The following is a 23,268-nucleotide window of genomic DNA, read 5'->3' as shown; positions in this document are numbered from 1 at the left end:
CCGGGTCATGGCCCCGGTGACCGCCGCTGTAAACGCTGCCGCCATGCGCTGCCCCGCGCTGCTGATCGCGGCCCCGGCCTCCGGTCAGGGCAAGACCAGCGTCACGGCGGCGCTGGCGCGCTGGCACGTGCGGCAGGGGCGGCGCGTGCGGGTGTTCAAGTGTGGGCCGGATTTTCTGGATCCGCACTGGCTCGAACTCGCCAGTGGCCACCCGGTGGACAACCTCGACCTCTGGATGAACGGCGAGGCCGATGTGCGCGCGCGGCTGGCGCGCGCGGCGCAGCAGGCCGACCTGATCCTGATCGAGGGGGTGATGGGCCTCTACGACGGCGAGCCCAGCGCCGCCGAACTGGCGCAGCGACTGGGCATCCCGGTGCTGGCGGTGGTGGACGCCGGAGCGATGGCGGGCACCTTCGGCGCTCTGGTGCACGGGCTGCGCCACTACCGGCCGGGGCTGCCGTGGGCAGGGGTGCTGGCCAACCGCGTCGCCGGCACGGGGCACGCGCAGATGCTGCAAGCGGCGCTGCGCGACGGCGACGGCCCCTGGTGGGGAGCGCTGCCGCGTGACGAAGGTTTTGCCCTGCCGCAGCGCCACCTCGGCCTGACGCAGACTGGTGAGCTGCCCGATGCGCTGGTCCGGCTGGATCGCTTGGCCGATGCGCTGGAGGGCACGTCGTTGGGCCAGCTCGATGGGTCCGAATGGCAGCGCTGGGCGGTGGCGCTGGAGGTGCCGGCCGAACTGCCCGTGGTGGAGCCGTGGCTGGCCGGGCGCCGCGTCGCGGTGGCGCGCGATGCGGCGTTCAGCTTCATCTACCCCGCCAACGTGGAGACGCTGCAGGCGCTGGGGGCGGAGGTGGTGTTCTTTTCGCCGCTGGCGGACGAGCCGCTGCCCGACGCCGATGCGCTGTGGCTGCCGGGTGGCTACCCCGAGCTGCACGCCGACACGCTGGCTGCCGCGGGCCGCACGCGCGCCAGCGTGCAGCGCCACGTGCAGGCGGGCCGCCCGGTGTGGGCGGAGTGCGGCGGCATGCTGGCGCTGCTGGAGGGCCTGACCCTGGCCGACGGGCGGCGCGTGCCGATGTGGGGGCTGCTGCCGGGCGAGGCCGTCATGCGCGCGCGGCTCGTGGCGCTGGGGCCGCATGCGTGGGCGACACCCTGGGGCGAGCTGCGCGGGCATACCTTTCACTACTCGGAGACGCAGACTGCCCTTGCGCCCGCGGCGCACACCACCCCGGCGCGGGCGCATGGCCGGCCTGAGGCCATCTGGCGCCACGGGCCGGTCCGGGCGAGTTACTTTCACGCCTGGTTTGCTTCGGCTCCGCAGGCGGCGGCGCAATTGTTTCTGCCCGTGCCGCAGGAGGGGCCAGCCTCGGTGATGGTGCAGGAGACCGCCGCATGACCCGGCCCGACTTCGGCCCGCAGCGCATCGTCTGCCTGACGGAGGAGACCACCGAGTGGCTCTACCTGCTCGGGCAGCAGCACCGCATCGTCGGCATCAGCGGCTACACGGTGCGCCCGCCGCAGGCGCGGCAGGAAAAGCCGCGCGTCAGCGCCTTCCTGAACGCCAAGATCGACAAGATCCTGGCGCTGCGGCCGGATCACGTGTTCGGCTTTTCCGACCTGCAGGCCGACATCGCCGCGGCGCTGATCCGCGCGGGCGTGGCGGTGACGGTGTTCAACCAGCGCAGCGTCGAGGAGATCTTTGCGATGCTGTGGCAGGTGGCGGCGCTGGTCGGCTGCGCGCAGCAGGGTGAGCGGCTCTTGGAGGCGATGCGGGCGCAGCACGCCGCGATGCGCGCCGCGGTGCGGGAGCGCTTGCGGCAGGGCGCACGGCGCCCGCGGGTGTACTTCGAGGAGTGGGACGACCCGCCGATTACCGGGATCCGCTGGGTGTCGGAGCTGATCGAGCTGGCCGGCGGGCAGGACATCTTCCTGGAGCGCGCGCGCGAGCCGCTCGGCAAGGACCGGGTGCTGCCGGATCCGCAGGAGGTGGTACGTCGCGCCCCCGACCTCATCATCGGCTCGTGGTGCGGCAAGAAGTTCCGGCCCGAGCGCGTGGCCGCGCGCCCCGGCTGGCAGGACGTGCCGGCGGTGCGCGACGGCCAGCTGCACGAGATCAAGAGCGCCGACATCCTGCAGCCCGGCCCGGCGGCGCTGACGGACGGCGTGGCGCAGCTGCACCGCCTGATCCTGGCCTGGATGGACGGGGCGGGCCGTGCGGCTCCCGGCGAGCCCCCAAGGGAGGCCCGCGATGCGTGAGCTGGTGCTGGGCGGGCAGAAGAGCGGCAAGTCGCGCTGGGCCGAAGGCCGCGCGGCGCAGTGGCTGGCGGCGGATGCGCGCCACCGCGCGGTGCTGCTGGCCACCGCCCAGCCGCGCGACGCCGAGATGCGCGCGCGCATCGAGCGCCACCGGCGCGAGCGCGCCGCGCGCGTGCCGGGGCTGGAGACGCTGGAGGTGACCGGCGCGGAACTGCCGCAGGCGTTGGAGCGCCAGAGCTCGCCGCAGGCGCTGGTGGTGGTGGATTGCCTGACGCTGTGGCTGACGCAGCTGGCGTGGCCGCCGGGGCGGGCGGCGGCGGTGGAGCTGGAGACGCTGGAGCCGCCGATGCAGGCGCTGGAGCAGGCGCTGCAGGCCGTCAGCGGCCCGGTGGTGCTGGTCGGCAACGAGATCGGCCTGGGCGTCATCCCGCTGGGCAGCGAGGCGCGCGCCTTCGTCGATGCACTGGGCAGGCTCAACCAGCGCGTGGCGGCCTGCTGCGAGCGCGTCACGCTGATGGTGGCGGGCTGCCCGCTCACTGTGAAGGGGTCGGGATGATGGGGTTCAGGCGGCTTGCGCGGCTCGGATGGGCGGGGGCGCTGGGGCTGGCCGCCGCGCTGCTGGCCGGCTGGCCCGCGCGCGCCGAGGTGCGCATCACCGACGACCACGGCGTGGAGGTGCGGCTGGCGCAGCCGCCGCAGCGCATCGTCAGCCTGCTGCCGTCGCTGTCGGAGGCGGTGTGCGAGCTCGGCCGCTGCGATCGGCTGGTGGGGGTGGATCGCTACACCAACTGGCCGCCGGCGCTCGCGGGCGTACCGCGCGTCGGCGGCGGGCTGGATCCGAACATCGAGGCGATCGTGGCGCTGCGGCCCGACGTGGTGCTGCTGGCCACCTCCTCGCGCGCGATCGAGCGGCTGCGCGCGCTGGGCCTCAAGGTGGTGGCGCTGGAGCCGCGCACGCACCAGGACGTGCAGCGCGTGCTGCTGACGCTGGGGGCGTTACTCGAGGTGCCGGATGCGGCACGCGTCTGGCGCGCGATCGACGCGGGGGTGTCGGCGGCGGCGCAGTCGCTGCCGCCAGCGGCGCGCGGGCTGCGCGTCTATATGGAGGTCAGCCCCGGGCCCTACGCGGCGGGGGAGGCCTCCTTCATCGGCCAGACGCTGCAGCGGCTCGGCGCGCGCAACGTGGTGCCGGCAGCGCTGGGCCCCTTTCCGAAGCTGAACCCGGAGTTCGTCGTGCGCGCCGACCCGGACGTGATCCTGGTCAGCAGCCGCGCCGCCGAGGCGCTGGCGCAGCGGCCCGGCTGGGCTCGTCTGCGCGCGGTGCGGCAGGGGCGGGTGTGTGCGTTCGACGCCGCGCAGTCGGACGTGCTGGTGCGCCCGGGGCCGCGCATGGCCGAGGCGGCGCGGCTGATGGCCGATTGCCTGGCGCGCGCCGCCGCCCCGGCGCGCCCGGCGGCAGGCGCGACCTCTGCGGCGGGAGGACGCCCGTGAACGCGCGCCGCGCCGCCGGGGTGTTGCTCGCGCTGCTCGCGGCGGCGGCGGGGCTGCTGGCGCTGGCGGTCAGCGTCGGCAGCCAGGGGCTGGAGCCGGTGTGGACGTTGCTCGCATCGCCGCCGAACGAGGGGCAGGCGGCGCTGGCCGCGCAGATCGTGTGGGAGATTCGGCTGCCGCGCGCGCTGGGCGCCTGGGCCGCCGGGGCGCTGCTCGGGGTGGCGGGCGCGGTGGCGCAGGGGCTGTTCCGCAACCCGCTGGCCGACCCGTTCCTGCTCGGCAGCGCGGCGGGGGCGTCGCTGGCAGTGGCACTCGCCTTGGTGGCCTTGGGCGGTTCGGCCGGCATGCTTGGAGGGGCGGGCGCCCCTGGCTGGAGCGTGCTGTCGTCGAGCCTGTGGGTGCGGCTGGGCCTGACCGGGGCGGCGTTCGTCGGGGCGCTGGCGGCGGTGCTGCTGACGCTGGCGCTGGCGCGCGGCGTGCAGCACACGCTGCGGCTGCTGCTGGCGGGGGTGGTGGTCGGCGTGGTGCTGGGGGCCGGCACGCAGGCCGTGCTGCTGCTGGCGCCGGATGCGCTGCAGGCGATGCAGGCGTTTCTGCTCGGCTCCACGGCGTTCGTCGGCTGGCCCTCGGCGGGGCTGATGCTGGCGGCCGCCGCGCTGTGCACCGCGGCGGCGACGCTGCTGGCGCGCGCACTGGACGCGCTGGCGCTCGGCGAGGCCACCGCCGCGAGCCTCGGCATGCCGCTGGCGACGCTGCGTCTGGCGCTGGTGGCGGTGCTGGCGCTGGCCACCGCCAGCGCCGTGGCGCAGACCGGGCTGATCGCCTTCGTGGGACTCGCGGCGCCGCACCTGGTGCGCGCGCTGGTGCCGACGACGCACGGCTGGCTGATGGCGCTGGCCGCCGCGATGGGCGGCGCGCTGCTGCTGGCGGCCGACACGCTGGCGCGTGGATGGCTGGCGCCGCAGGAGCTGCCGGTGGGCGTGCTGACCGCGGTGCTGGGCGGCGGCTACCTGCTGTGGCTGATGCACCGCGGGCGGCTGCGGGGGCAGGGGGCATGAGGGGCGACGTGGTCAATCCATCCCACCCCGTGGCGCTGGCTGCGCAGGGGGTCAGCGTCCGGCTGGGCCGCCACCCCGTGTTGCACGGCGTGACGGCGGCGCTGCCGCGCGGGCGCTGGACCTGCCTCGTGGGCCCCAACGGCGCCGGCAAGTCCACGCTGCTGAAGGCGCTGGCGGGCCTGCTGCCGCTGCACGGTGGGCGCGTCGAGCTGCTGGGGCGGGCGCTGCAGGACTGGCCGCGCCGGGCGCGCGCCCGCACGGTGGCGTGGCTCGGGCAGGCCGAGCCGGGCGGCGACGACCTGACCGCCTGGGACGTGGCGATGCTGGGCCGCCTGCCGCACCAGCCGTGGCTGGCCGCCGCGAGCGCGGCCGACCGCGCGGCGGTGGAGCAGGCGCTGCGCCAGACGCAGGCGTGGGACTGGCGCGCGCGGCCCTTGGCGCAGCTTTCCGGCGGGCAGCGCCAGCGCGTGCTGCTGGCGCGGCTGCTGGCGGTGCAGGCGCCGATCCTGCTGATGGACGAGCCGCTGGCGCACCTGGATCCGCCGCACCAGGCCGACTGGCTGGCGCTGGTGCGCGCGCTCACGCGCCAGGGGCAGACGGTGGTGACCGTGTTGCATGAGCTCAACATGGCGCTGCACGCCGACGAGCTGCTGATCCTGGACGCCGGCCGCGTGCGCCATCAAGGGCCGGCGGACGATCCGGCCACGCACCGCGCGCTGGAGCAGGTGTTCGGGCAGCGCATCGCGGTGCGGCCGCTGGACGCCGGCGCCGCCGGCGCGGATGGCGTGTCGGCGCGTTGGGTGGTGCTGCCCAAGGAGCCCGTTTTTGCCGAAGGCGGTGAGGTCGCCTCGGCCCCCCGCGCCCGCCCGGGCGCATTCATCTGTGAGGAGGTCTGTCATGCACATCGAACCCGGAGTTGTTGAAGGCAGCAAAGCGTTACTCGGTTACGCCACCGGCACCGCTGCGGTGGCTTGGGCTGGCAAGCTGGCTTGGGACATGCTGCGACAGGAGGGGGCGCAGGCTTTGCTGCTGCGCTCGCTGTTGACCACCGCCCTGGTGTTTTGCTTTTTCGAGGTGCTGCCGCGCCATCCGGTCGGCGTCTCGGAGGTGCACCTGATCCTGGGCACCACGTTGCTGCTGCTGTTCGGGGTGGCGCCAGCTGCCTTGGGGCTGGCCGGCGGGCTGCTGATTCAAGGGCTGTTTTTTGCGCCGGCGGATTTGCCGCAATACGGGATGAACGTCACCACGCTGTTGGTGCCGCTGTATGCCACCGCGGCGCTGGCGCAGCGGGTCATCCCGCAGCAGGTGGCCTACGTCGATCTGCGCTACGCGCAGGCGCTCAAGCTGTCCGTGGCCTATCAGGGCGGCATCGTGGCTTGGGTGGCGTTCTGGGCGCTGTATGGTCATGGCCTCGAGGCGGACAACCTGGCCAACATCGGCGCGTTTGGCGCGGCGTATGTGGCGGTGATCGTGGCGGAGCCGCTGATCGACCTGGCGGTGCTGGCGGCAGCCAAAGCTCTGCACGCGCTGAAGCGCAGCGTGGCGGTGCAGCGCCGGCTCTACCATGCTGCTTGAGGCTGCGGTGCCGATGGCGCCGGGGTGGGTGTCGATCGTCGGCGCCGGCCCTGGGCCGTTGGATTTGCTCACCCTGCGCGCCCTGGATCGGCTGCGTCGCGCCGAAGTGGTCATCCACGACCGCCTGATCGGCGCCGACATCCTGGCCGAAATCCCGGCGCGGGCGCTGCGCTACGACGTCGGCAAAGCGCGCGGTCGGCATACGCTGCCGCAGGCCGACATCCACGCGCTGATGGTGGCGCACGCCCGCGCCGGACGGCGCGTGGTGCGGCTCAAAGGCGGCGATCCCTTCATCTTTGGCCGCGGCGGCGAGGAGATGCAGGCGCTGTGCGCCGCGGCGGTGCCGTTTGAGGTCGTGCCTGGGGTCAGCGCCGCGCAGGGCTGCGGCGCCGCCGCTGGCATCCCGCTGACGCAACGGGAACTGGCCAGCCAGTGCGTCTTCTTGCCCGGGCACGCAGACCGCGGCGACGGCGCCTACGATTGGGCGGCGTTGGTCCGCCCCGGCCAGACCTTGGTGTTTTACATGGGCGTGGCGCGGCTGGCGTGCATCGCCGAGCGCCTCATGGCGCATGGACTGGCGCCGGATACGCCAGCCGCGCTGGTGCTGGATGGCACGCGCCCGACCCAAACCGTGTTGGCCCGTCCGCTGCAGGTGTTGGCCAGCCAAGCCCCGCCCTATGGGCCGCGGCCCGGGCTGTTGATCATCGGCCCGACGGTGGCGTTGAGCCCCCACTATCAGGCGGAGCAGACGGACGTGGCGGCAACCGTGGAGGCGTCGGGGCGATGAGCACGAGCACGCTCGCAACTGGCCGAACTCCAGAGGCGCTGCGCCGTGGCTGGTGCCCGGGAGCCTGGCGGCCGATGCCGTCGGGCGACGGCTGGATCCTGCGCATCCGCGTGCCGCTGGGGCGGTTGTCGCGGCGGCAGGCCGAGGGGTTGGCGGCCCTGATGCAGGCGCAGCGGCTCGATGTCATCGAATTGACCCAGCGCGCTCATTTGCAGTGGCGCGGGGTGCAGCCGGAGCAGCACGCCGCACTGTTGCGCGGCCTGCGGGCGCTGGGCCTGCTGGACCAGGACGCCACGCAGGAGGCGCGGCGCAATGTGTTGGTGCAGCCGTGCTGGCAACCAGGCGATGCCACGCACCGGGTGGCGCGGCAGCTGCTGCAGCGGCTGCGCCAGCCCGAGGCGCCGCAGCTACCAGCCAAGTTCGGCTTTGCCGTCGATCTGGGTCAGCGCCCCTATCTGCGCAAGGCCAGCGCCGACGTGCGCATCGAGGTGTCGCAAGACGGCTGGGCGCTCGTGCGACCCGACGGCAGCCCGTATGGCATGGCGGTGCCGCTGGAGCGTGCGGCCGAGGAAGCCATGGCGCTGGCGACATGGTTTGCCCAGCGCGCTCAGGGTCCTGGTGCTCCGCGTCGCATGGCCGCTTGGATGGCGCAGCGGCGCCGGCCCGCGAGTGAGCCTCTGTCTCCAGCCCCGATCAATGCCAACTCACAAGCGCTTGAGCCTTGGTGGGCCACGCTGCCGCCGGGTATGGCCTGGGTGGCTGCGCCGTTTGGGCGACTCAGCGCCGCGGCGTGGGCGCGGCTGGCGCAGCTGGCACCGTTGCGGCTGACGCCGTGGCGCGCCGTGTTGCTGGAACGCCACGCCCTGGCCCCGCCGGACGAAGCGTGGATCACCGATGCGACAGACCCGCGTCTGCGCGTGGCCGCTTGCGTCGGCGCCCCCGGCTGCGTGCAGGCTTCGGGTGGCACGCTGCCGTTGGCCGGGCTGTTGGCCGCGTACTTGCCAAACGAGGGCTGGTTACACGTCAGCGGTTGCGCCAAAGGTTGCGCGCATCCCTATCCAGCGCCCACGGTACGCGTGCGTCCCGACGGCTGGGATTGGATCGGATGGGGGCGGGCCGATGCCGCGGCCGATGCGCACTGGGGTGCACTTGCGCCGCTTATCGACGCGGTGCGCCGAAGCGCCGGGCGGCATGTCGGTCATGGGCAGGCAGAAGGGTGGCTTGTACGATGACACAAGAGCTGTTTGACGATTACGAACGCGATGGTGCGGCGATCTACCGCCGCTCGTTTGCCATCATCCGTGCCGAGGCCGACCTGGGGCGCTTCGATGCCCAGCAAGAGCCCGTGGTGGTGCGCATGATCCACGCCTGCGGCCTGGTGGAGCTGGCCAGGGACGTGGCTTTCACGCCCGATCTGGTGCCGGCGGCGCGCGCCGCGCTGCGCCGCGGTGCGCCGATTCTGTGCGACGCGCAGATGGTGGCCTCCGGCATCACGCGCCGGCGTCTGCCCGCCGACAACCTGGTGCTGTGCACGCTGCACGACCCGCAGGTCGGTGCCCTGGCGCAGCGGCTGGGCACCACGCTCAGCGCAGCGGCGCTGGAGCTGTGGCGGCCCCATCTGGCTGGCGCGGTGGTGGCGATTGGCAATGCGCCGACGGCCTTGTTCCGCCTGCTGGAAATGCTGCGCGAGCCCGCCTGCCCGCGCCCAGCGGCCATTTTGGGCTGTCCGGTGGGGTTCGTCGGGGCGGCGGAGTCCAAAGCGGCGTTGATGGCGCAGCCGCCCGCGCCGGCGCTGACGGTGCACGGGCGGCTGGGCGGCTCGGCCATCGTGGCGGCAGCGCTCAACGCACTGGCCAGCGAGGAGGAGCGTTGATGGGACGAATCGTCGGCGTCGGTTTGGGGCCGGGCGACCCGCATTTGGTGACGGTGCGCGCCCAGCGTTGGCTCGCCCAGGCGCGTCAGGTGGCCTACTTTCGCAAGCGTGGCCGCCCCGGCCGTGCGCGACGCATCGCGCAAGCCTGGCTCGCGCCGCAGGTGGTGGAGCACGCGATGGAGTATCCCGTCACCACCGAGCTGCCGTTTGACAGCCCGGCCTACATCGATTTGCTGGCCCGGTTTTATGACCAATGGGTCGAGCGATTGGAAGCGTTGGCCGCGCAGGACGACGTGGTGGTGTTGTGCGAGGGGGATCCGTTTTTCTACGGCTCGTTCATGCATTTGTATGAAAGATTGCGCCGCCGTGGCCGCGTGCCGGTGGAGGTGGTGCCGGGGTTGCCGGGCATGGTCGGTTGCTGGTCGGTCTGCGGCCAGCCGATGACCTGGGGCGATGACATGTTGACCATCCTGATGGGCACGCTGCCCGAGGATGATTTGGTGCGGCACATGCAGCAGGCCGACGCGCTGGTGGTGATGAAAGTGGGCCGGCATCTCGGGCGGGTGCGGCGGGCGCTGCAGCGCGCGGGTCTGCTGGCACGAGCTTGGCTGGTGCAGGAAGGCACGATGAACGGGCAGCAGGTGCAGCCGCTGGCCAGCGTGGATGAGCAAGCGTCTTGCCCCTATTTCGCCCTGGTGCTGGTGCCGGGTCAGGGCCGCCGGCCGGAGGTGGAAGGATGAGCGGCGGTTGGCTGTGCGTGGCTGGCCTCGGGCCGGGGGATGCGGCGCTGGTCACCCCTCAGGTGCAGCAGGCGTTGCAGGAAGCCACCGACGTGCTGGGGTATGGCCCTTACTTGGCGCGTGTGCCGCGGCGTGCGGATCAAGCGTATCACGCCAGCGACAACCGCGAGGAGCTCGAACGCGCGCGCCACGGGTTGCGGCTCGCGCAGGCGGGGCGGCGGGCGGTGATCGTCTCCTCTGGCGATCCGGGGGTGTTTGCCATGGCTGCGGCTGTGTTCGAAGTCATGGAGTCTGAGCCGGCTTGGCAGCAGCTGGATGTGCGCGTGCTGCCCGGGGTGACGGCGATGCTGGCGGCAGCTGCCAGGCTGGGCGCGCCACTCGGGCATGACTTTTGCGCCATCAACCTGAGCGACAACCTCAAGCCGTGGTCGGTGATCGAGCGGCGGCTCGTGCTGGCGGTGCAAGCCGACCTGGTGCTGGCCCTCTACAATCCGCGTTCGCGCGGCCGGCCTGAAGGTTTTGCCCGCGCCTTGGCGGTGCTGCGCCAGCACTGCGAGCCGCAGCGCTGGGTGGGGTTGGCGCGCGCGGTCTTCACACCACAGGAATCGATTCGGCACCTGCCGCTGGCGCACGTGCAGCCGGACATGGCCGACATGCGCACGCTGGTCATCGTTGGCAACCGCGCCACGCGCACGGTGGGGCGCTACATCTACACCCCGCGGAGGGGCGGCTGATGGCGCCGGGCCGGGGGCGTCAGCCGTCGCATCGGCGCGGCTCAGGCTGCAGGGGCATGGGCGGACGGTCCTGTGTTGAGGTTGGCGTGACCCTCTTGTGCCGGCAGCCCAAGCCATTGCAACGCTTCGGCGACGGTCTCTACAAGGGGGCGCGGCGGCAGCGTCGGACGCTCGATCAGCAGCACCGGCAGGCCCAGGGCGCGCGCGGCCAGCAGCTTGGCCTGCCCACCCTCGCCGCCGGAGTTTTTGGCTACGACCCATTCGATGCGGTGGGTGCGCAGCAGCGCCAGGTCGCCCTCCAGCGTATAGGGGCCGCGCTGCACCACCACCGCGCCGCGCTGCGTCGGCACTTCAAGCCCGGGTTCGACGATGCGCAGCAGATACCAGTGCGGCGTGTGCTGCAAGAAAGGCTGCACCTGCTGGCGCCCAATGGCCAAAAAGACGCGGCTTGGCGCAGTCGGCAGGGCACGCACCGCGGCGTCGAAATCGGGCACGCTGTGCCAGCGGTCGCCGGGGCCGGGACGCCAAGGCGGGCGCTGCAACGCCAGCAGCGGCACGCCAAGCCGAGCGCAAGCCTCAATGGCGTGGCGGCTCATCTGTGCGGCAAAAGGGTGCGTGGCATCGATCACGTGCGTGATGCGCTGCTGGCGCAAGAAGGCCGCCAGCCCATCGGGGCCGCCGAAGCCGCCCACGCGAGTTGGCAGCGGCTGCGCAATAGGCTGCGCAGTGCGCCCGGCGTAGGAAAAAGTCGCGGGCACGCCAGCGCGGGCGAGTGCCTGCGCCAGCTGCGAGGCTTCGGTGGTGCCCCCGAGCAGGAGGACATGCATGGCGGCTGAAGCGTGGTTGTCGATTATCGGCATCGGCGAAGACGGTTTAGAGGATTGCAGCGAGTCTACCCGCCGTTTGTTGGCGCAAGCGCGGCGCGTGTTTGGCGGGCCGCGCCATCTGGCACTGGCGGGCATCGAGCCCGAGCGCGCCGAGCCGTGGCCGGTGCCGTTCGACATTGGCCCGCTGCTGGCCTGGCGCGGCCAGCCGGTAGTCGCTCTGGTCTCGGGCGATCCGTTTTGGTTTGGCGCCGGCAGCGTGCTGGCGCGCGCGTTGCCACGCCAGGAGTGGCAAGCTATCCCCGCGCCCTCAACATTTGCGTGGGCCGCTAGCGCCTTGGGCTGGCCTTTGGAGGAGGTGCGCTGCCTTGGGTTGCACGCGCAACCGCTGCGCGCGCTTTGGCCGCACCTGGGGCGGGGGCGGCGTCTGCTGTGCCTGCTGCGCGACGAGGCGGCGTTGCAGGCAGCGGTGGTGCTGCTGCGCGAAGAAGGCTTTGGCGCCAGCACCGCCTGGGCATTGCAACGGCTGGGCGGGCCGCGGCAGCGCATCGAGCGTTTCTCGATCCGGGACGGCGCGCCAGCTGGCCTGCAAGCGCCGCTGGCGCTGGCGCTGGACTTGCACGATGGCCCGGAAGGCTTGCCCGCCTGCGTCGGTTTGCCCGATGCGCTGTTCGAGCACGACGGCCAGCTCACCAAAGCGCCGATGCGGGCGTTGACGCTGCAGGCGCTGGCGCCGCGCCCTGGGCAGCGGTTGTGGGACTTGGGTGCCGGCAGCGGCTCAATCAGCATCGAGTGGTGCCTGGCTGGCGGTGTGGCCGAGGCGGTGGAGCGCGACGCGGTGCGTGCCGAGCGCGTGCAGCGCAACGCCGAGCGCTTCGGCCTAACCCCACGCCTGCGCGTCTGGTCGAGCGAGACCTTGGCGACGCTGGCGCAGCTGCCCGAGCCGCAGGCGGTGTTCATCGGCGGCGGCATGGACGCAGCACTGTGGCATGCACTGCGGCCTCGGCTGCCTGCGGGCTGCCGGGTGGTTGTCAACGCCGTGACCACCGCCACCCAAGCCTTGTTGGCGCAGTTGCATGAGCGCCACGGTGGCCAGCTGCGCCAGATCGTCCTGGCCGAGGCGCAACCCCTTGGGGCGCAACAGGGCTGGGTGCCGTGGCGGCCACAGTGGCAGTGGGCGTGGCAGGCATCAGCTGTCGAACTTGGAGGAGATGTGACATGACCGTGCATTTCATCGGCGCCGGGCCTGGCGCCCCCGATCTGCTGACGCTGCGCGCGCGCGACTTGATCGCCCGCTGCCCGGTATGCCTGTATGCCGGCTCGCTGGTGCCGCCGCAGGTGCTGGCGCACTGCCCGCCGCAGGCGCGCGTGATCGACACCGCGCCGCTGTCGCTGGAGCAGATCCTGGACGAAATCCGCGCCGCCCACGCCCGCGGGCAGGACGTGGCCCGGCTGCACTCGGGCGACTTGTCGGTGTGGTCGGCGATGGCAGAGCAGTTGCGCGCGCTGCGGGCCGAAGGCATTCCGTACACGATCACGCCTGGAGTGCCGTCCTTTGCCGCCGCGGCGGCGACCTTGGGCTGCGAGCTGACCTTGCCCGGCGGCAGCCAGACGGTGGTGCTGACCCGCGCCCACGGGCGCGCCACTCCGGTGCCCGAGCGCGAGCGCCTGGAGGTCTTGGCCGCCACCGGGGCCACGTTGGCCATTCACCTGAGCATCCACGTGCTGGAACAAGTGGTGCAGACGCTGCTGCCGCACTACGGCGCCGACTGCCCCGCGGCGGTGGTCTGGCGCGCCAGTTGGCCCGATGAGCGCATCGTGCGCGCGCCGCTGGGCGAACTGGCGCAGGCCGCGCAAGGCGGGCTGGAGCGCACCGCGCTGATCCTGGTCGGGCGCAATCTGGCCCAAGACGGCTTTGGCCGCAGCCGCCTGTATGCGCCGGATTACGAGCGCCGCTATCGCCGGGCCACGTCCGCTGAGGATGCTGCATGAGTCCGCGCTGGCGGTTGAGCCTCATTGGCATGGGCATGGGTAGCCCTGCGCACCTGACGCTCCAGGGCGAGCAGGCGCTGCGCCGCGTCGATCTGTTGTTGCTGCCGGACAAAGGCGAAGATAAGGCCGAGCTGGCCGCGGCGCGGCTGCGCCTGCTGCAGACGGTGCGCCCCGACTTCGACGCCGAGGCGGGTGGCGGTCCGCGCGTGGCGCGCTACGCCGTGCCCTCGCGTGAAGGCGCCGATGCCGCCGACACACCGCGCTATCTCGACGCTGTGCGGCGCTGGCACGACGCACTGGCCCGAGCCTGGACGCAAGCGCTGCGTGAGCACCTGCCTCAAGGCGGGCAAGCAGGTGTGCTGATCTGGGGCGATCCGGCCTTATTCGACAGCTCGATGCGCATCGCCCAGCGTGTGGCGCGCGAGCTGCCGCTTGAATGGGAGGTGGTGCCCGGCATCAGCGCCCTGCAGGCGCTTGCCGCCGCGCATGCCGTGCCGCTCAATGAGCTGGCTAGCCCGGTGTTGATCACTTCAGGACGGTGGCTGCGCCAGCACGGCTGCCCTGCGGACGTGCCGGCGCTGGCCGTCATGCTTGATGGCGGCACGGCTTTTGAGGCGCTGCCCGACCCGTACGCATGGCACATCTGGTGGGGCGCTTACCTCGGGCTGCCGCAGCAAACCTTGGACAGCGGCCCGCTGCCGCAAGCCGGTCCGCGCATCGCGCGCGCCCGCGCGGCCTTGCGGCAGGCGCACGGCTGGATGCTGGATATCTACCTGCTCAAGCGTCGTGGCGCCGACGACTGCTGACCTCCGCAACCTCTGGAGATGGAACCGATGGAACTGCAGACCCCCCCGCTGCTGCGCACCACCCCCAAGCCGCAAGGTCCGCGCCGCGGCCTCATCATCGTGCACACCGGCCATGGCAAAGGCAAAAGCACCGCGGCCTTCGGCCTGGCGCTGCGTGCGCACGGACGCGGCAAGGCCGTCAAGATTTTTCAATTCATGAAAGTGCCCAGCGCCCGCTTCGGTGAGCACCGCGTTTTCGAGCAACTCGGCATTCCGATCGAAGGGCTGGGGGATGGATTTAGCTGGAAAAGCCGTGACCTTGAGCACTCCGCCGAGCTGGCGCGCCAAGGATGGGCGCGCGCCGAGGCGGTGATCCGCGCAGGCGCGCATTTCATGGTGGTGCTCGACGAAATCATGTACCCGCTGCGCTACGGCTGGATCCCACTGGAGGCGGTACTGGACGCGCTGCGTCAGCGCCCGACCGAGATGACGGTGGTGCTCACTGGGCGCCACGCGCCCCAGGAGCTCATCGACTTGGCCGACACCGTCACCGAAATGGTCAAGCACAAGCACCACTTCGATGCCGGCGTGCCAGCGCAGCGTGGCATTGAAGATTGACCTCTTTGGCATTTTTCTTTACGACATTTCAAGTCATGAATCTTGACAAAACCCCTGCCACCATCATCACCGGCTTTCTTGGCGCCGGCAAGACCACGCTGCTGCGCCATCTGCTGACCCACGCGCAGGGGCGGCGCATCGCCGTCATCGTCAACGAGTTTGGCGAGCTCGGCATCGACGGTGAATTGCTCAAAGGCTGTGGCATCGGCTGCGACGAGACCGGCGCGGAAAACGGCCAGGTCATCGAGCTGGCCAACGGCTGCCTGTGTTGCACGGTGCAAGAAGAATTTGCTCCGGTGATGGAACTGCTCGCCCAGCGCCGCGACCTGATTGATCACGTGGTGATTGAAACCTCCGGCCTGGCGCTGCCCAAACCGCTGGTGCAGGCGTTTCAGTGGCCCACTATCCGGCACGCTTTCACCGTCGATGCGGTGGTCACCGTGGTTGATGTGCCGGCGGTGGCGCAGGGTTGTTTTGCGTCTGACCCACAGGCGGTCGAAGCGCAGCGTCGCGCCGACCCGGAGCTTGACCACGACACGCCGTTGGCCGAGCTCTTTGAGGATCAGCTGGCCACCGCCGACCTAGTCGTGCTCAACAAAGTCGAACGGGTCGATGCCGATACCCTGCAGCGCGTGCGCGCGATGGTGGCGGCGCGCTCGCCGGCGGCGGTGCAGACCGTGGTGGCGCGGCACGGCCAAGTGCCGCCCGAGGTGCTGCTGGGCTTGGGCCGCGCTGTGGAAGAAGTGATCGAAAGCCGCCTCACCCACCACGACGATGAGGACGACGACCACGACCACGACGCCTTTCAATCCGTGGTGCTGGCGCTGGACGTGCGCGACAGGCAACACCTGCTGCAGACGCTTTCGACGCTGGTGGCGCGTCACGGCCTGCTGCGCATTAAGGGGTTCGTGGCGCTGCCGCAGGCGGCGCTGCGGCTGGTGGTGCAGGGTGTGGGTCCGCGGCTGGACAGCCACTTCGACCGCCCGTGGCGCGTGGGCGAGCCGCGCTGCAGCGTCCTGGTTTGCATCGGGCTAGGGCTCGACGAGGCCGCGCTGCGCGCCGATCTGCGCCAGGCTGGGTTGCTGGCGGAGTCATCCACGTCGGCCGGAGTGTGACCCATGCACTTGTTGGCCACCCGTGCCGGCGGCTTTATCGACGACACCAGCGGCGCGGTCGTGCGGCTGGCGCAAACCCCTGCGCCCGTGGTGGTGCTCAGCGCCGCCGATACCACGCTGTCGCTGCTGGCTTCGGTGCTGCCGAAAGACTACCCCGAAGTGCGGCTGGCCAATCTGATGGCGCTGCGCCAGCCGGCGACGGTGGATCTCTACGTGGAGGACGTGCTGCAGCACGCGCGCGCGGTGATCATCGATCACCTGGGGGCTTACCACGACTGGGCTTATCTGGTGGAGCGCTGCGCGGCGCTGGCGCGTCAGCGCGGGCAGTGGCTAGCGGTGTTTTCCGGCGACGGACAGGACGATCCGCAGCTGCTGGCGCAAGGTACCGTGGACTGGGATGACGCGCGCACGCTTTGGCGCGCGCTGCGCTACGGTGGACAAGCCAACGCCGCGCGCTTTTGGGCCCTGATCGGACAGCGCGCCCTAGGGTTGAAGGAACAACCCTACACGCCGCCGCAGCCGCTGCCGTCTATCGTGGAGCACCAAGTCGCGGACTTGCCGCCGGTGGCTCCCGACGCGCCGCAGGCGCTGCTGCTGTTTTACCGCGCCCATGTCCAGGCCAGCAACACAGGGCCTTTCGATGCCTTGCTGCGTGCGCTGCACGCGCGGGGGCTGCGTGCGCGCGCTTGGGCCGTGGACAGCCTGAAAAACCCCCAGGTGCGCCAACGCCTGCATGACCTGGCGGAGGGTGGCGGTGTGGATTTGGTGCTAAACGCCACGGCTTTCGCCCTTGGTTTGGAGGATGGCCAGACACTGGCGGGCGACGCTCCGGTGCTGCAGCTTATCACCGCGGGCGTGACGCGCCAGCACTGGAACGACGACCCGCACGGTCTGCCGCCGCGCGACATGGCCATGCAAGTGGTGCTGCCAGAGCTCGACGGTCGCATCGCCACCCGCGCCATCAGCTTCAAAGCGGTGCAGTGCCACGACCCACGCACCCAGATCGATTTGATCCGCTATGCCGCCGACACTGAGGCCATCGATTGGGTCGCCGAGCTAGCTTGGCGCTGGTGTCGGCTGCGCCGATTAGAGCGCTCCCAGGTGCGGCTGGCCGTGGTGCTGACTGACTACCCGAGCGACGACGCCCGCATCGGCATGGCGCTGGGGCTGGACGTACCGGCCTCGGTCGTGCGCATGTTGCAGGCGTTGCACCGCAATGGCTATGACCTGGGCGATGGTCCCGCGTTGCCGCGTGACGGTGACGAGCTGATGCGCTGGCTGCGCAGCGGCGTCACGCACGCTATCGACGACAACGATGCACGCCCGGCTTGGCAAAGCCTGGCGCTGACCGACTACAGGCGAATGCTGGAGGCGTGGCCGGCACCGCTGGTCGAAGCGCTACAGCAGCGGTGGGGGGCACCCGAGCGCGATCCGATGGCGCGCGCTGGCCGGCTGATGATTCCCGGTATTCGGTTGGGTCAGGTGTTCATCGGCCTGCAGCCCCCACGCGACCCGAGGCAGCGTCGCGCTGCCTACCATGATGCCGAGCAGGTGCCGCCGCACGCCCACGTGGGGTTTTACCTCTGGTTGCGCGAGGTTTGGCAAGTGGATGCCGTCGTGCAAGTCGGCACGCACGGCAACCTGGAGTGGCTGCCGGGCAAAAGCGTGGCACTGGGTCCGATGTGCTGGCCGCAGCGGCTGCTGGGACCGCTGCCGCACCTCTACCTTTACATCGTGAACGATCCGGGCGAAGGTGTGCAGGCCAAGCGGCGCACGCAGGCGGTGATCATCGACCACCTGATGCCGCCGCTGGCCGACGCGCAGGACAGCGGCACCCTGCTCCCGCTGGAGCGCATGGTGGAGGAGTATTACGATGCGCTGACGATGGATCCCCCACGCGCGCGGCGGCTGCGTCAAGCGATCGTGGACGAAACGTTGCGGCTGGGCGTGCACGAGGAGCTGGGTTTGCAGGGCGATCCGCGGGATGCGGCGGTGCTGGCGCAGTGGCTGCAACGTCTAGATGCCTACCTCTGCGAAATCAAGGAAAGCCAACTTCGTGCTGGCTTGCACGTATGGGGCACTTCGCCCCAAGGCTTGACGCGTGCGCAAACCCTGCTGGCCTTCCTGCGCCAGCCGCGCGGCAACCGCGCGCAGGACGACAGCCTGCTGCGTGCCATGGCGCAAGATTTGGGGCTGGACGGCTTCGACCCGCTGCAAGCAGACCCCGCCGAGCCCTGGCGCGGGCCGCGCCCGGCGCTGCTGCGGGCCATCGACCCCGGCGGACCATGGCGCCACGCCGGCCACACGCGCCAGCGGCTGCACCAGCTGGCGCTGGCGTGGCTGCAAGATCCAGCGCTGGCCGAGCGGCAGGCCGGCCCGCGCGCTCAGCAGGTGCTGCGCTGGGTCTGGCAGTATCTCGCGCCGCGGCTGGATGCTTGCGGATCCAATGAGACAACACAACTGCTACGCGGACTGCATGGCCGGTTTGTGCCGCCAGGCCCCAGCGGGGCGCCGTCACGCGGACGCATCGATGCGCTTCCCACAGGGCGCAATTTTTATGCTAGCGACCCGCGCAGCCTACCAACCCCAGCGGCGTGGGACAGCGGTCAGCGCATCGCGGCGCGACTCATTGAGCGCTACGCCCAAGATCACGGAGTGTTTCCCAGCGCCATCGGCTTGTCGCTGTGGGGCACCACCACCTTGCGCACAGGCGGCGAGGACGTGGCCACGGCGCTGGCCCTGTTGGGTGTGCGGCCACGCTGGGATGAAGGCAGTGGCCGCGTGATCGAGGTGGAGGTTCTGCCGGCGTCGCTGCGGCCCTATCCGCGGGTGGACGTGACGCTGCGGGTCTCCGGCTTGTTCCGCGACGCGTTTGCGCACCTGATCGATTTGCTCGACACCGCCGTGCAGGCGGTGGCCGCCATCGATCCAGCGGACGAGCCAGACGAACTCAACCCCGTGCGCGTGCACGTGCAGCGGGAGGCACAAGCGCTGCTCGCGCAAGGCCTGGACCCCGCGCAAGCGCAGCGCCAGGCCAGCTGGCGCTTGTTTGGTCCGCGCCCGGGCTCGTATGGCGCCGGCATCGGCGAGGTGGCGCAAACAGACGCGGCGTTTGACCGGAACGCGCTGGTTCGCGCCTACCTGGGCAGCGGTGCTTACGCCTACGGCCGGGGAGCCCATGGGGTGGCGGCGCCGGCGGCGTGGGAGCGGCGGTTGGCGCGCCTGGATCTGGCCGCGCACATCCAGGACCACCGTGAGCACGATGCGCTGGACATCGATGGCTTTGTCGAATACCTTGGCGGCATGGCTGCCGCCGCGCAAGTCCTGCGCGGGCAAGCGCCCGCGGTCTATCACGCCGACAGCAGTACGACCGCGGTGCGGGTGCGCCCGTTGCGGGAAGAGCTGGCGCGCATCGTGCGCGCGCGCGTGACGCACCCGCGCTGGCTGCAAGCCATGCAGGCGCACGGCTACGCGGGCGCAGCCGAGATGGCCGCCACGCTGGAACATCTGCTGGGTTGGGCGGCGCTTGGTCAGGGGGTGTCGGCGCACCAGCTTGATCTGGTTGCGGAGACGCTGCTGTTCAACGAGTCCAACCAGAGCTTTTTACGGCAGCACAACCTGCCGGCCTTGCGCCGTATGGCGCAGCGCTTATGGCAAGCCATCGAACAGGGGCTTTGGACGCCTCCGGTGGCGCTGCAGCAGCGCCTGCGGCAATTACAGCTGGAGCTGGAAGAGTCATGGGAACATCCGTCAATCTGACCACCACGGACGCGTGCTCAACGACGGCTGCGCCACCTGATACGACGCCAGAGACACCGCGCTATCCCTTTGCAGCGCTGGTGGGGGTACCGGATTTGCAGCTGGCGCTGTTGTTGGTGGCCATCGACCCTACGCTCGGTGGGGTACTTATCCGCGGCCCACGCGGCACGGCCAAGTCGACCGCGGCGCGCGCGCTGGCCGACTTGCTACCGGGCGCCCCGTTTGTGCAGTTACCACTGGGGGCTACGCTGGAGCAGATCGTCGGCACGCTGGAACTTCAAGATGCGCTGCGCCATGGACGCATTACATGGCGGCCCGGGCTGCTGGCGCGCGCACACGGCGGGGTGCTTTACGTGGACGAGGTCAACCTGTTGCCCGATGCGCTGGCCGATGTGCTGTTGGATGCCGCCGCCAGCGGCGTGCACACCGTGGAACGCGACGGCATTTCGCAGCGCCACGCCGCGCGCTTTGCGCTGATCGGCACGATGAACCCGGAGGAGGGGGAGTTGCGCCCGCAGCTTCTGGATCGCTTTGGCCTGTGCGTCGAGCTGAGCAATCCGGACGCTGCGGCGGTGCGCGCCGCTATCGTGCGAGCGCGGCTGGCGTTCGAAGCCGACCCGGCGGCCTTCGTCGCCTGCCACCATTTGCAGCAGCAGACCTTGCAGCAGCGCTTGCAGCGCGCGCGGCAGGCGCTGGGCACGCTGACCTGGTCGGACGAACTCATTGTGCAAGCCTGTGCGCAGGCGCTCCAAAGCGGCGCTGACGGTTTGCGCGGTGACTTAACGCTGCTGAAAGCGGCACGCGCCCACGCGGCCTGGCACGGCAAGACCGCCATTGACCTGGCCGACTTGCGGGCGGTGGCCCCGTGGGTGTTGGCGCACCGGCGCAGTGGCACGGCGGCAGCCGCTGCCGAGGGAGCAGCCAGCGCCATCACACCCCCTTGGCAGTCAGCGGCGCCGCAGCGCACGTCTGCCGCGCCGTACGATGGGTCTGCGCCGCAAGACGGCAAGCTGCAGGGAGAGAGTCCCCCGCGCCACGCAGCGGCGGGCGAGGCTGACTGGGGTGCGTTGCCGCCGCAACCGGTCGGCATGGCGCCGCCGCTGGCCCAGATGCCCGGAGGCTGGCCTGTCCCAAAGCCTTAGGCCCCGCCGGCGCGCGTAAGCCGCCTGCCGGGATGGGGCTGCGATCGCCTGACCATGCCGCCGCGTCCGCCCGGCGCGACGGCGCCACGCCGGTGATGTTGGACTGGCCTGCCACCCTCGCGCGCAAAGGGCCCCGTCCGCTCAGGCCCGCCGACCTGGTCTGGCGCGCGGTCCCGCCCGAGCCGGCGTGCCTGCACGTGATCGTGCTGGACGCATCCGGCTCGATGCTGCGCCGCGGGCGTCTGGCGCGCGCCAAGACCGTGGCGCTGCTGCTGGTTCAGCGCGCCGCGCGCCGCGACCAGCATGTCGCGCTACTGCTGGCCAGCGGTTACGGCGCGCAGGTGCTGCAGCCGCCCGCGCCGGCGCGGCGCGCCTTGGGGGTGACCGTGCGCGCGGTGAGGGGGGGCGGCGGCACGCCGCTGACGGTAGCCCTGCAGCGCGCCGAGACGCTGGCGCAGGCGTGGACTCGGCGCTTCGGCGGGCGCGCGCGGCGGGTCCTGTGGCTGCTCACCGACGGGCAGGTGCGACAGGAGCCGCCGCGCCCCGCTTTTGAGGTTTGTGTGGTGGTGGACGCCGACGACGACCAACCCGCGCTCGGCCAAGCTCGCCAGTGGGCGCACCATTGGCAGGCCCATCATGTGGCGTTGAACGATTGGAACTGAAGCTCGCCATGTCTCTTCTCTCATCCCGTTCGCAACCCGAGACCGCTGCGCACGCGTTCGACCCCGCCTCGCGCGCTGCGGTCTATCGCGCCATCGAACTGCGGCGCGACATGCGTCACTTTGCCGGTGGTCACGTGCAGCCCGAAGTGCTGGTGCGGCTGCTGCGCGCTGCGCACTGGGCACCCAGCGTCGGCTTCATGCAGCCGTGGCGTTGGATCCGCATCACGCACCCTGTGCAACGTCAACGCTTGCATGAGCTGGTGCAGCAGGAGCGGGTACGCACGGCCCAGGCGCTCGGTGAGCGCGGTGAGGCGTTTGCGCGTCTGAAGGTGGAAGGCATTCTGGAGTCCGCAGAGCTGTGGGCCGTGGTGCTGATGCCCGAGCGTGAACGGCATGTCTTTGGCCGGCGCACCTTGCCTGAGATGGATGTAGCCTCCGCTGCCTGTGCCATCCAAAATCTGTGGCTCGCCGCGCGCGCCGAGGGGCTCGGCGTGGGGTGGGTGTCGATCTTCGACCCGCAGCAGGTTGCCGATCTGCTGGGCTGTCCGCCAGGGTCGCGTCCGCTGGCGCTGCTGTGCTTAGGCCCGGTGTACTTGTTCTATGATGAGCCGATGTTGCAGCGCGAGCGCTGGGCGAAGCGCCTGTCGCTGCGCGATGTGGTGTTTGAAAATCGCTGGGAGCAGCCCAGCACGTTGCCGCTGCGTGACGATGCGCCCGCCGCATGAGCGTGGGACGCAGCGGTGGCTCAAGGTCGCCGCCGCATCGAACGGATGCGGGTCGGTGGCGTTTGCATGAAGGAGTTCAAAGGCATGACTGAGGCACAACCGGCTGCGTCGATTGAGGCTTGCGAATCCGCCTCCAGACCTGCACGCGTTGCCCCATCGCCAGCGTCGGAGCGCTGGACGGTGGCCGACGTGCAGGCACTGCTGGAGCTGCCGCTGCCCGAGCTGATCTTTCGCGCGCAGCAGGTGCACCGTCAGCACCACGATCCGGCGGAAATCGAACTGGCCACGCTGCTGTCGGTCAAGACCGGCGGCTGCCCCGAAGACTGCGCCTACTGCCCGCAGTCGGTTCACCACGAAACCGGCGTGAAGGCCACCAAGCTGATGTCGCCCGAGGACGTGCGGGCCGCCGTGCGTGCGGCCCGGCAGGCCGGGTCGCAGCGTTTCTGCATGGGGGCGGCGTGGCGCGCGCCGACTGACCGCGATCTGGACAAGGTCGCCGAGCTGGTGCGCGTCGTCAAGGAAGAAGGCCTGGAGGCGTGCTGCACGCTGGGCATGCTCACCGCCGAGCAGGCCCAGACGCTGAGGGAGGCGGGCCTGGACTACTACAACCACAACCTCGACACGGCGCCGGAGTTCTACGGTGCCATCATCCACACGCGCGACTATGAGGATCGGCTGCGCACGCTCGAGCACGTGCGCCAGGCCGGCATCCGCGTCTGCTGCGGCGGCATCGTCGGCATGGGCGAGTCGCGGCTGCAGCGTGCCGGTTTGATCGCGCAGTTGGCCAACCTCGACCCCTACCCGGAGTCGGTGCCGATCAACCATCTGGTCAAGGTGGCCGGCACGCCGCTGGCGGACCAGCCCGACCTCGACCCGCTGGAGTTCGTTCGCACGGTGGCCGTGGCGCGCATCACGATGCCGCGGGCCAAGGTGCGGCTGTCGGCCGGCCGGCGCGACATGGACGAATCGACGCAGGTGCTGTGCTTCCTGGCCGGGGCCAACTCGATCTTCTACGGCGACAAGCTGCTGGTCACCGGCAATCCCGACGTGGAGGCCGACCGCGCGCTGCTGGCGCGGCTGGGCCTGCACACGCGAGCAGTGCCGGTGACAGGTTGAGAGGCACTCCCGG

The 23,268-nt window shown here is 71.1% G+C and carries 23 protein-coding genes; 22 read left to right on the top strand and 1 reads right to left on the bottom strand.

The features are described from left to right. Nucleotides 1–7: 7 nt before the first annotated feature. Genes ACPYIS_RS12505 through cobJ form a run of 12 tightly spaced genes read left to right on the top strand, consistent with a single transcriptional unit; the run spans nt 8 to nt 10,517 of the window. A complete protein-coding gene (locus tag ACPYIS_RS12505) occupies nt 8–1,399 on the top strand; it encodes a cobyrinate a,c-diamide synthase (protein ID WP_424894558.1) in 1,392 nt (463 codons plus the stop codon). Next, complete coding sequence (locus ACPYIS_RS12500; protein ID WP_424859011.1) at nt 1,396–2,259, top strand: cobalamin-binding protein; 864 nt, start codon at nt 1,396–1,398, stop codon at nt 2,257–2,259. Before ACPYIS_RS12505 ends, ACPYIS_RS12500 begins: the two co-directional genes overlap by 4 nt. Further along, nucleotides 2,252–2,815, top strand: a complete 564-nt coding sequence (locus tag ACPYIS_RS12495; RefSeq protein WP_425973652.1) for a bifunctional adenosylcobinamide kinase/adenosylcobinamide-phosphate guanylyltransferase — start codon at nt 2,252–2,254, stop codon at nt 2,813–2,815. Before ACPYIS_RS12500 ends, ACPYIS_RS12495 begins: the two co-directional genes overlap by 8 nt. Next, nucleotides 2,812–3,750, top strand: coding sequence for an ABC transporter substrate-binding protein (locus ACPYIS_RS12490; protein WP_424894560.1), 939 nt, complete (start codon nt 2,812–2,814; stop codon nt 3,748–3,750). The genes ACPYIS_RS12495 and ACPYIS_RS12490 overlap by 4 nt, the downstream gene beginning before the upstream one ends. After that, the gene (locus ACPYIS_RS12485; RefSeq protein ID WP_424859013.1) at nt 3,747–4,808 is read left to right on the top strand and encodes an iron chelate uptake ABC transporter family permease subunit; all 1,062 of its coding nucleotides are present in this window, start codon (nt 3,747–3,749) and stop codon (nt 4,806–4,808) included. Before ACPYIS_RS12490 ends, ACPYIS_RS12485 begins: the two co-directional genes overlap by 4 nt. Before the next feature lie 8 nt (nt 4,809–4,816). Continuing rightward, nucleotides 4,817–5,731, top strand: a complete 915-nt coding sequence (locus tag ACPYIS_RS12480) for an ABC transporter ATP-binding protein (protein WP_424859014.1) — start codon at nt 4,817–4,819, stop codon at nt 5,729–5,731. Further along, nucleotides 5,706–6,383 (top strand): energy-coupling factor ABC transporter permease, encoded by a 678-nt coding sequence (locus ACPYIS_RS12475; protein WP_068609300.1) that lies wholly within the window; start codon nt 5,706–5,708, stop codon nt 6,381–6,383. The genes ACPYIS_RS12480 and ACPYIS_RS12475 overlap by 26 nt, the downstream gene beginning before the upstream one ends. Then, nucleotides 6,373–7,170, top strand: coding sequence for a uroporphyrinogen-III C-methyltransferase (cobA, locus tag ACPYIS_RS12470; protein ID WP_425973650.1), 798 nt, complete (start codon nt 6,373–6,375; stop codon nt 7,168–7,170). The genes ACPYIS_RS12475 and cobA overlap by 11 nt, the downstream gene beginning before the upstream one ends. Further along, on the top strand, nt 7,167–8,402 hold the full coding sequence (locus ACPYIS_RS12465) for a precorrin-3B synthase (RefSeq protein WP_425973649.1): 1,236 nt from the start codon (nt 7,167–7,169) through the stop codon (nt 8,400–8,402). The genes cobA and ACPYIS_RS12465 overlap by 4 nt, the downstream gene beginning before the upstream one ends. Further along, entirely contained in the window at nt 8,399–9,043 is a 645-nt protein-coding gene (locus ACPYIS_RS12460) for a precorrin-8X methylmutase (RefSeq protein WP_424894562.1), read from the top strand. Before ACPYIS_RS12465 ends, ACPYIS_RS12460 begins: the two co-directional genes overlap by 4 nt. After that, a complete protein-coding gene (gene cobI, locus ACPYIS_RS12455) occupies nt 9,043–9,783 on the top strand; it encodes a precorrin-2 C(20)-methyltransferase (protein WP_424894563.1) in 741 nt (246 codons plus the stop codon). The genes ACPYIS_RS12460 and cobI overlap by 1 nt, the downstream gene beginning before the upstream one ends. After that, the gene (cobJ, locus tag ACPYIS_RS12450; protein ID WP_068609311.1) at nt 9,780–10,517 is read left to right on the top strand and encodes a precorrin-3B C(17)-methyltransferase; all 738 of its coding nucleotides are present in this window, start codon (nt 9,780–9,782) and stop codon (nt 10,515–10,517) included. Before cobI ends, cobJ begins: the two co-directional genes overlap by 4 nt. Before the next feature lie 41 nt (nt 10,518–10,558). Here cobJ and ACPYIS_RS12445 read toward each other — a convergent pair whose 3' ends face one another. Continuing rightward, nucleotides 10,559–11,344, bottom strand: a complete 786-nt coding sequence (locus ACPYIS_RS12445; protein ID WP_424894564.1) for a cobalt-precorrin-6A reductase — start codon at nt 11,342–11,344, stop codon at nt 10,559–10,561. On the opposite strand from ACPYIS_RS12445, the gene cbiE reads away from it, so the two are divergent. The 10 genes from cbiE (at nt 11,343) to bioB (ending at nt 23,255) form a co-directional block, all read left to right on the top strand. Beyond that, on the top strand, nt 11,343–12,563 hold the full coding sequence (cbiE, locus tag ACPYIS_RS12440) for a precorrin-6y C5,15-methyltransferase (decarboxylating) subunit CbiE (protein WP_144325782.1): 1,221 nt from the start codon (nt 11,343–11,345) through the stop codon (nt 12,561–12,563). The two genes, ACPYIS_RS12445 and cbiE, sit on opposite strands and share 2 nt — an antisense overlap. Beyond that, the gene (gene cobM, locus ACPYIS_RS12435; protein WP_425973648.1) at nt 12,560–13,333 is read left to right on the top strand and encodes a precorrin-4 C(11)-methyltransferase; all 774 of its coding nucleotides are present in this window, start codon (nt 12,560–12,562) and stop codon (nt 13,331–13,333) included. Before cbiE ends, cobM begins: the two co-directional genes overlap by 4 nt. Then, on the top strand, nt 13,330–14,139 hold the full coding sequence (gene cobF / locus ACPYIS_RS12430; protein ID WP_068609319.1) for a precorrin-6A synthase (deacetylating): 810 nt from the start codon (nt 13,330–13,332) through the stop codon (nt 14,137–14,139). The genes cobM and cobF overlap by 4 nt, the downstream gene beginning before the upstream one ends. A 27-nt stretch (nt 14,140–14,166) precedes the next feature. Beyond that, nucleotides 14,167–14,736 (top strand): cob(I)yrinic acid a,c-diamide adenosyltransferase, encoded by a 570-nt coding sequence (cobO, locus tag ACPYIS_RS12425; RefSeq protein ID WP_068609914.1) that lies wholly within the window; start codon nt 14,167–14,169, stop codon nt 14,734–14,736. 35 nt (nt 14,737–14,771) lie between these two features. Next, on the top strand, nt 14,772–15,851 hold the full coding sequence (gene cobW, locus ACPYIS_RS12420; RefSeq protein ID WP_068609321.1) for a cobalamin biosynthesis protein CobW: 1,080 nt from the start codon (nt 14,772–14,774) through the stop codon (nt 15,849–15,851). Between the two features lie 3 nt (nt 15,852–15,854). Beyond that, nucleotides 15,855–19,610, top strand: coding sequence for a cobaltochelatase subunit CobN (cobN, locus tag ACPYIS_RS12415; protein ID WP_424859019.1), 3,756 nt, complete (start codon nt 15,855–15,857; stop codon nt 19,608–19,610). Next, on the top strand, nt 19,589–20,752 hold the full coding sequence (locus tag ACPYIS_RS12410) for an ATP-binding protein (RefSeq protein WP_082955462.1): 1,164 nt from the start codon (nt 19,589–19,591) through the stop codon (nt 20,750–20,752). The genes cobN and ACPYIS_RS12410 overlap by 22 nt, the downstream gene beginning before the upstream one ends. 32 nt (nt 20,753–20,784) lie before the next feature. Continuing rightward, the gene (locus ACPYIS_RS12405; RefSeq protein WP_082955463.1) at nt 20,785–21,414 is read left to right on the top strand and encodes a vWA domain-containing protein; all 630 of its coding nucleotides are present in this window, start codon (nt 20,785–20,787) and stop codon (nt 21,412–21,414) included. Between the two features lie 8 nt (nt 21,415–21,422). Beyond that, a complete protein-coding gene (gene bluB, locus ACPYIS_RS12400; protein WP_068609918.1) occupies nt 21,423–22,139 on the top strand; it encodes a 5,6-dimethylbenzimidazole synthase in 717 nt (238 codons plus the stop codon). A gap of 84 nt (nt 22,140–22,223) precedes the next feature. After that, nucleotides 22,224–23,255, top strand: coding sequence for a biotin synthase BioB (gene bioB, locus ACPYIS_RS12395; RefSeq protein WP_424859020.1), 1,032 nt, complete (start codon nt 22,224–22,226; stop codon nt 23,253–23,255). The last annotated feature ends 13 nt before the right edge of the window (nt 23,256–23,268 follow it).

The sequence above is a fragment of the Tepidimonas sp. HKU78 genome (assembly GCF_049860815.1).
Lineage (GTDB): Bacteria > Pseudomonadota > Gammaproteobacteria > Burkholderiales > Burkholderiaceae_C > Tepidimonas.
Note: the sequence above shows the minus strand (reverse complement) of the source record. Positions and strands in the feature narration are given on the sequence as shown.

Bases quoted from the DNA above. Each gene is read 5' to 3' on its own strand.
- ACPYIS_RS12405 (WP_082955463.1), top strand. From the start codon at position 20,785: ATGGGGCTGCGATCGCCTGACCATGCCGCCGCGTCCGCCCGGCGCGAC.
- ACPYIS_RS12500 (WP_424859011.1), top strand. From the start codon at position 1,396: ATGACCCGGCCCGACTTCGGCCCGCAGCGCATCGTCTGCCTGACGGAG.
- ACPYIS_RS12445 (WP_424894564.1), bottom strand. From the start codon at position 11,344: ATGCATGTCCTCCTGCTCGGGGGCACCACCGAAGCCTCGCAGCTGGCG.
- bluB (WP_068609918.1), top strand. From the start codon at position 21,423: ATGTCTCTTCTCTCATCCCGTTCGCAACCCGAGACCGCTGCGCACGCG.
- cobN (WP_424859019.1), top strand. From the start codon at position 15,855: ATGCACTTGTTGGCCACCCGTGCCGGCGGCTTTATCGACGACACCAGC.
- ACPYIS_RS12490 (WP_424894560.1), top strand. From the start codon at position 2,812: ATGATGGGGTTCAGGCGGCTTGCGCGGCTCGGATGGGCGGGGGCGCTG.
- cobI (WP_424894563.1), top strand. From the start codon at position 9,043: ATGGGACGAATCGTCGGCGTCGGTTTGGGGCCGGGCGACCCGCATTTG.
- cobJ (WP_068609311.1), top strand. From the start codon at position 9,780: ATGAGCGGCGGTTGGCTGTGCGTGGCTGGCCTCGGGCCGGGGGATGCG.
- ACPYIS_RS12460 (WP_424894562.1), top strand. From the start codon at position 8,399: ATGACACAAGAGCTGTTTGACGATTACGAACGCGATGGTGCGGCGATC.
- ACPYIS_RS12495 (WP_425973652.1), top strand. From the start codon at position 2,252: ATGCGTGAGCTGGTGCTGGGCGGGCAGAAGAGCGGCAAGTCGCGCTGG.
- ACPYIS_RS12475 (WP_068609300.1), top strand. From the start codon at position 5,706: ATGCACATCGAACCCGGAGTTGTTGAAGGCAGCAAAGCGTTACTCGGT.
- ACPYIS_RS12505 (WP_424894558.1), top strand. From the start codon at position 8: ATGGCCCCGGTGACCGCCGCTGTAAACGCTGCCGCCATGCGCTGCCCC.
- cobA (WP_425973650.1), top strand. From the start codon at position 6,373: ATGCTGCTTGAGGCTGCGGTGCCGATGGCGCCGGGGTGGGTGTCGATC.
- cobO (WP_068609914.1), top strand. From the start codon at position 14,167: ATGGAACTGCAGACCCCCCCGCTGCTGCGCACCACCCCCAAGCCGCAA.
- ACPYIS_RS12465 (WP_425973649.1), top strand. From the start codon at position 7,167: ATGAGCACGAGCACGCTCGCAACTGGCCGAACTCCAGAGGCGCTGCGC.
- cobW (WP_068609321.1), top strand. From the start codon at position 14,772: ATGAATCTTGACAAAACCCCTGCCACCATCATCACCGGCTTTCTTGGC.
- ACPYIS_RS12410 (WP_082955462.1), top strand. From the start codon at position 19,589: ATGGGAACATCCGTCAATCTGACCACCACGGACGCGTGCTCAACGACG.
- bioB (WP_424859020.1), top strand. From the start codon at position 22,224: ATGACTGAGGCACAACCGGCTGCGTCGATTGAGGCTTGCGAATCCGCC.
- cobF (WP_068609319.1), top strand. From the start codon at position 13,330: ATGAGTCCGCGCTGGCGGTTGAGCCTCATTGGCATGGGCATGGGTAGC.
- cobM (WP_425973648.1), top strand. From the start codon at position 12,560: ATGACCGTGCATTTCATCGGCGCCGGGCCTGGCGCCCCCGATCTGCTG.
- cbiE (WP_144325782.1), top strand. From the start codon at position 11,343: ATGGCGGCTGAAGCGTGGTTGTCGATTATCGGCATCGGCGAAGACGGT.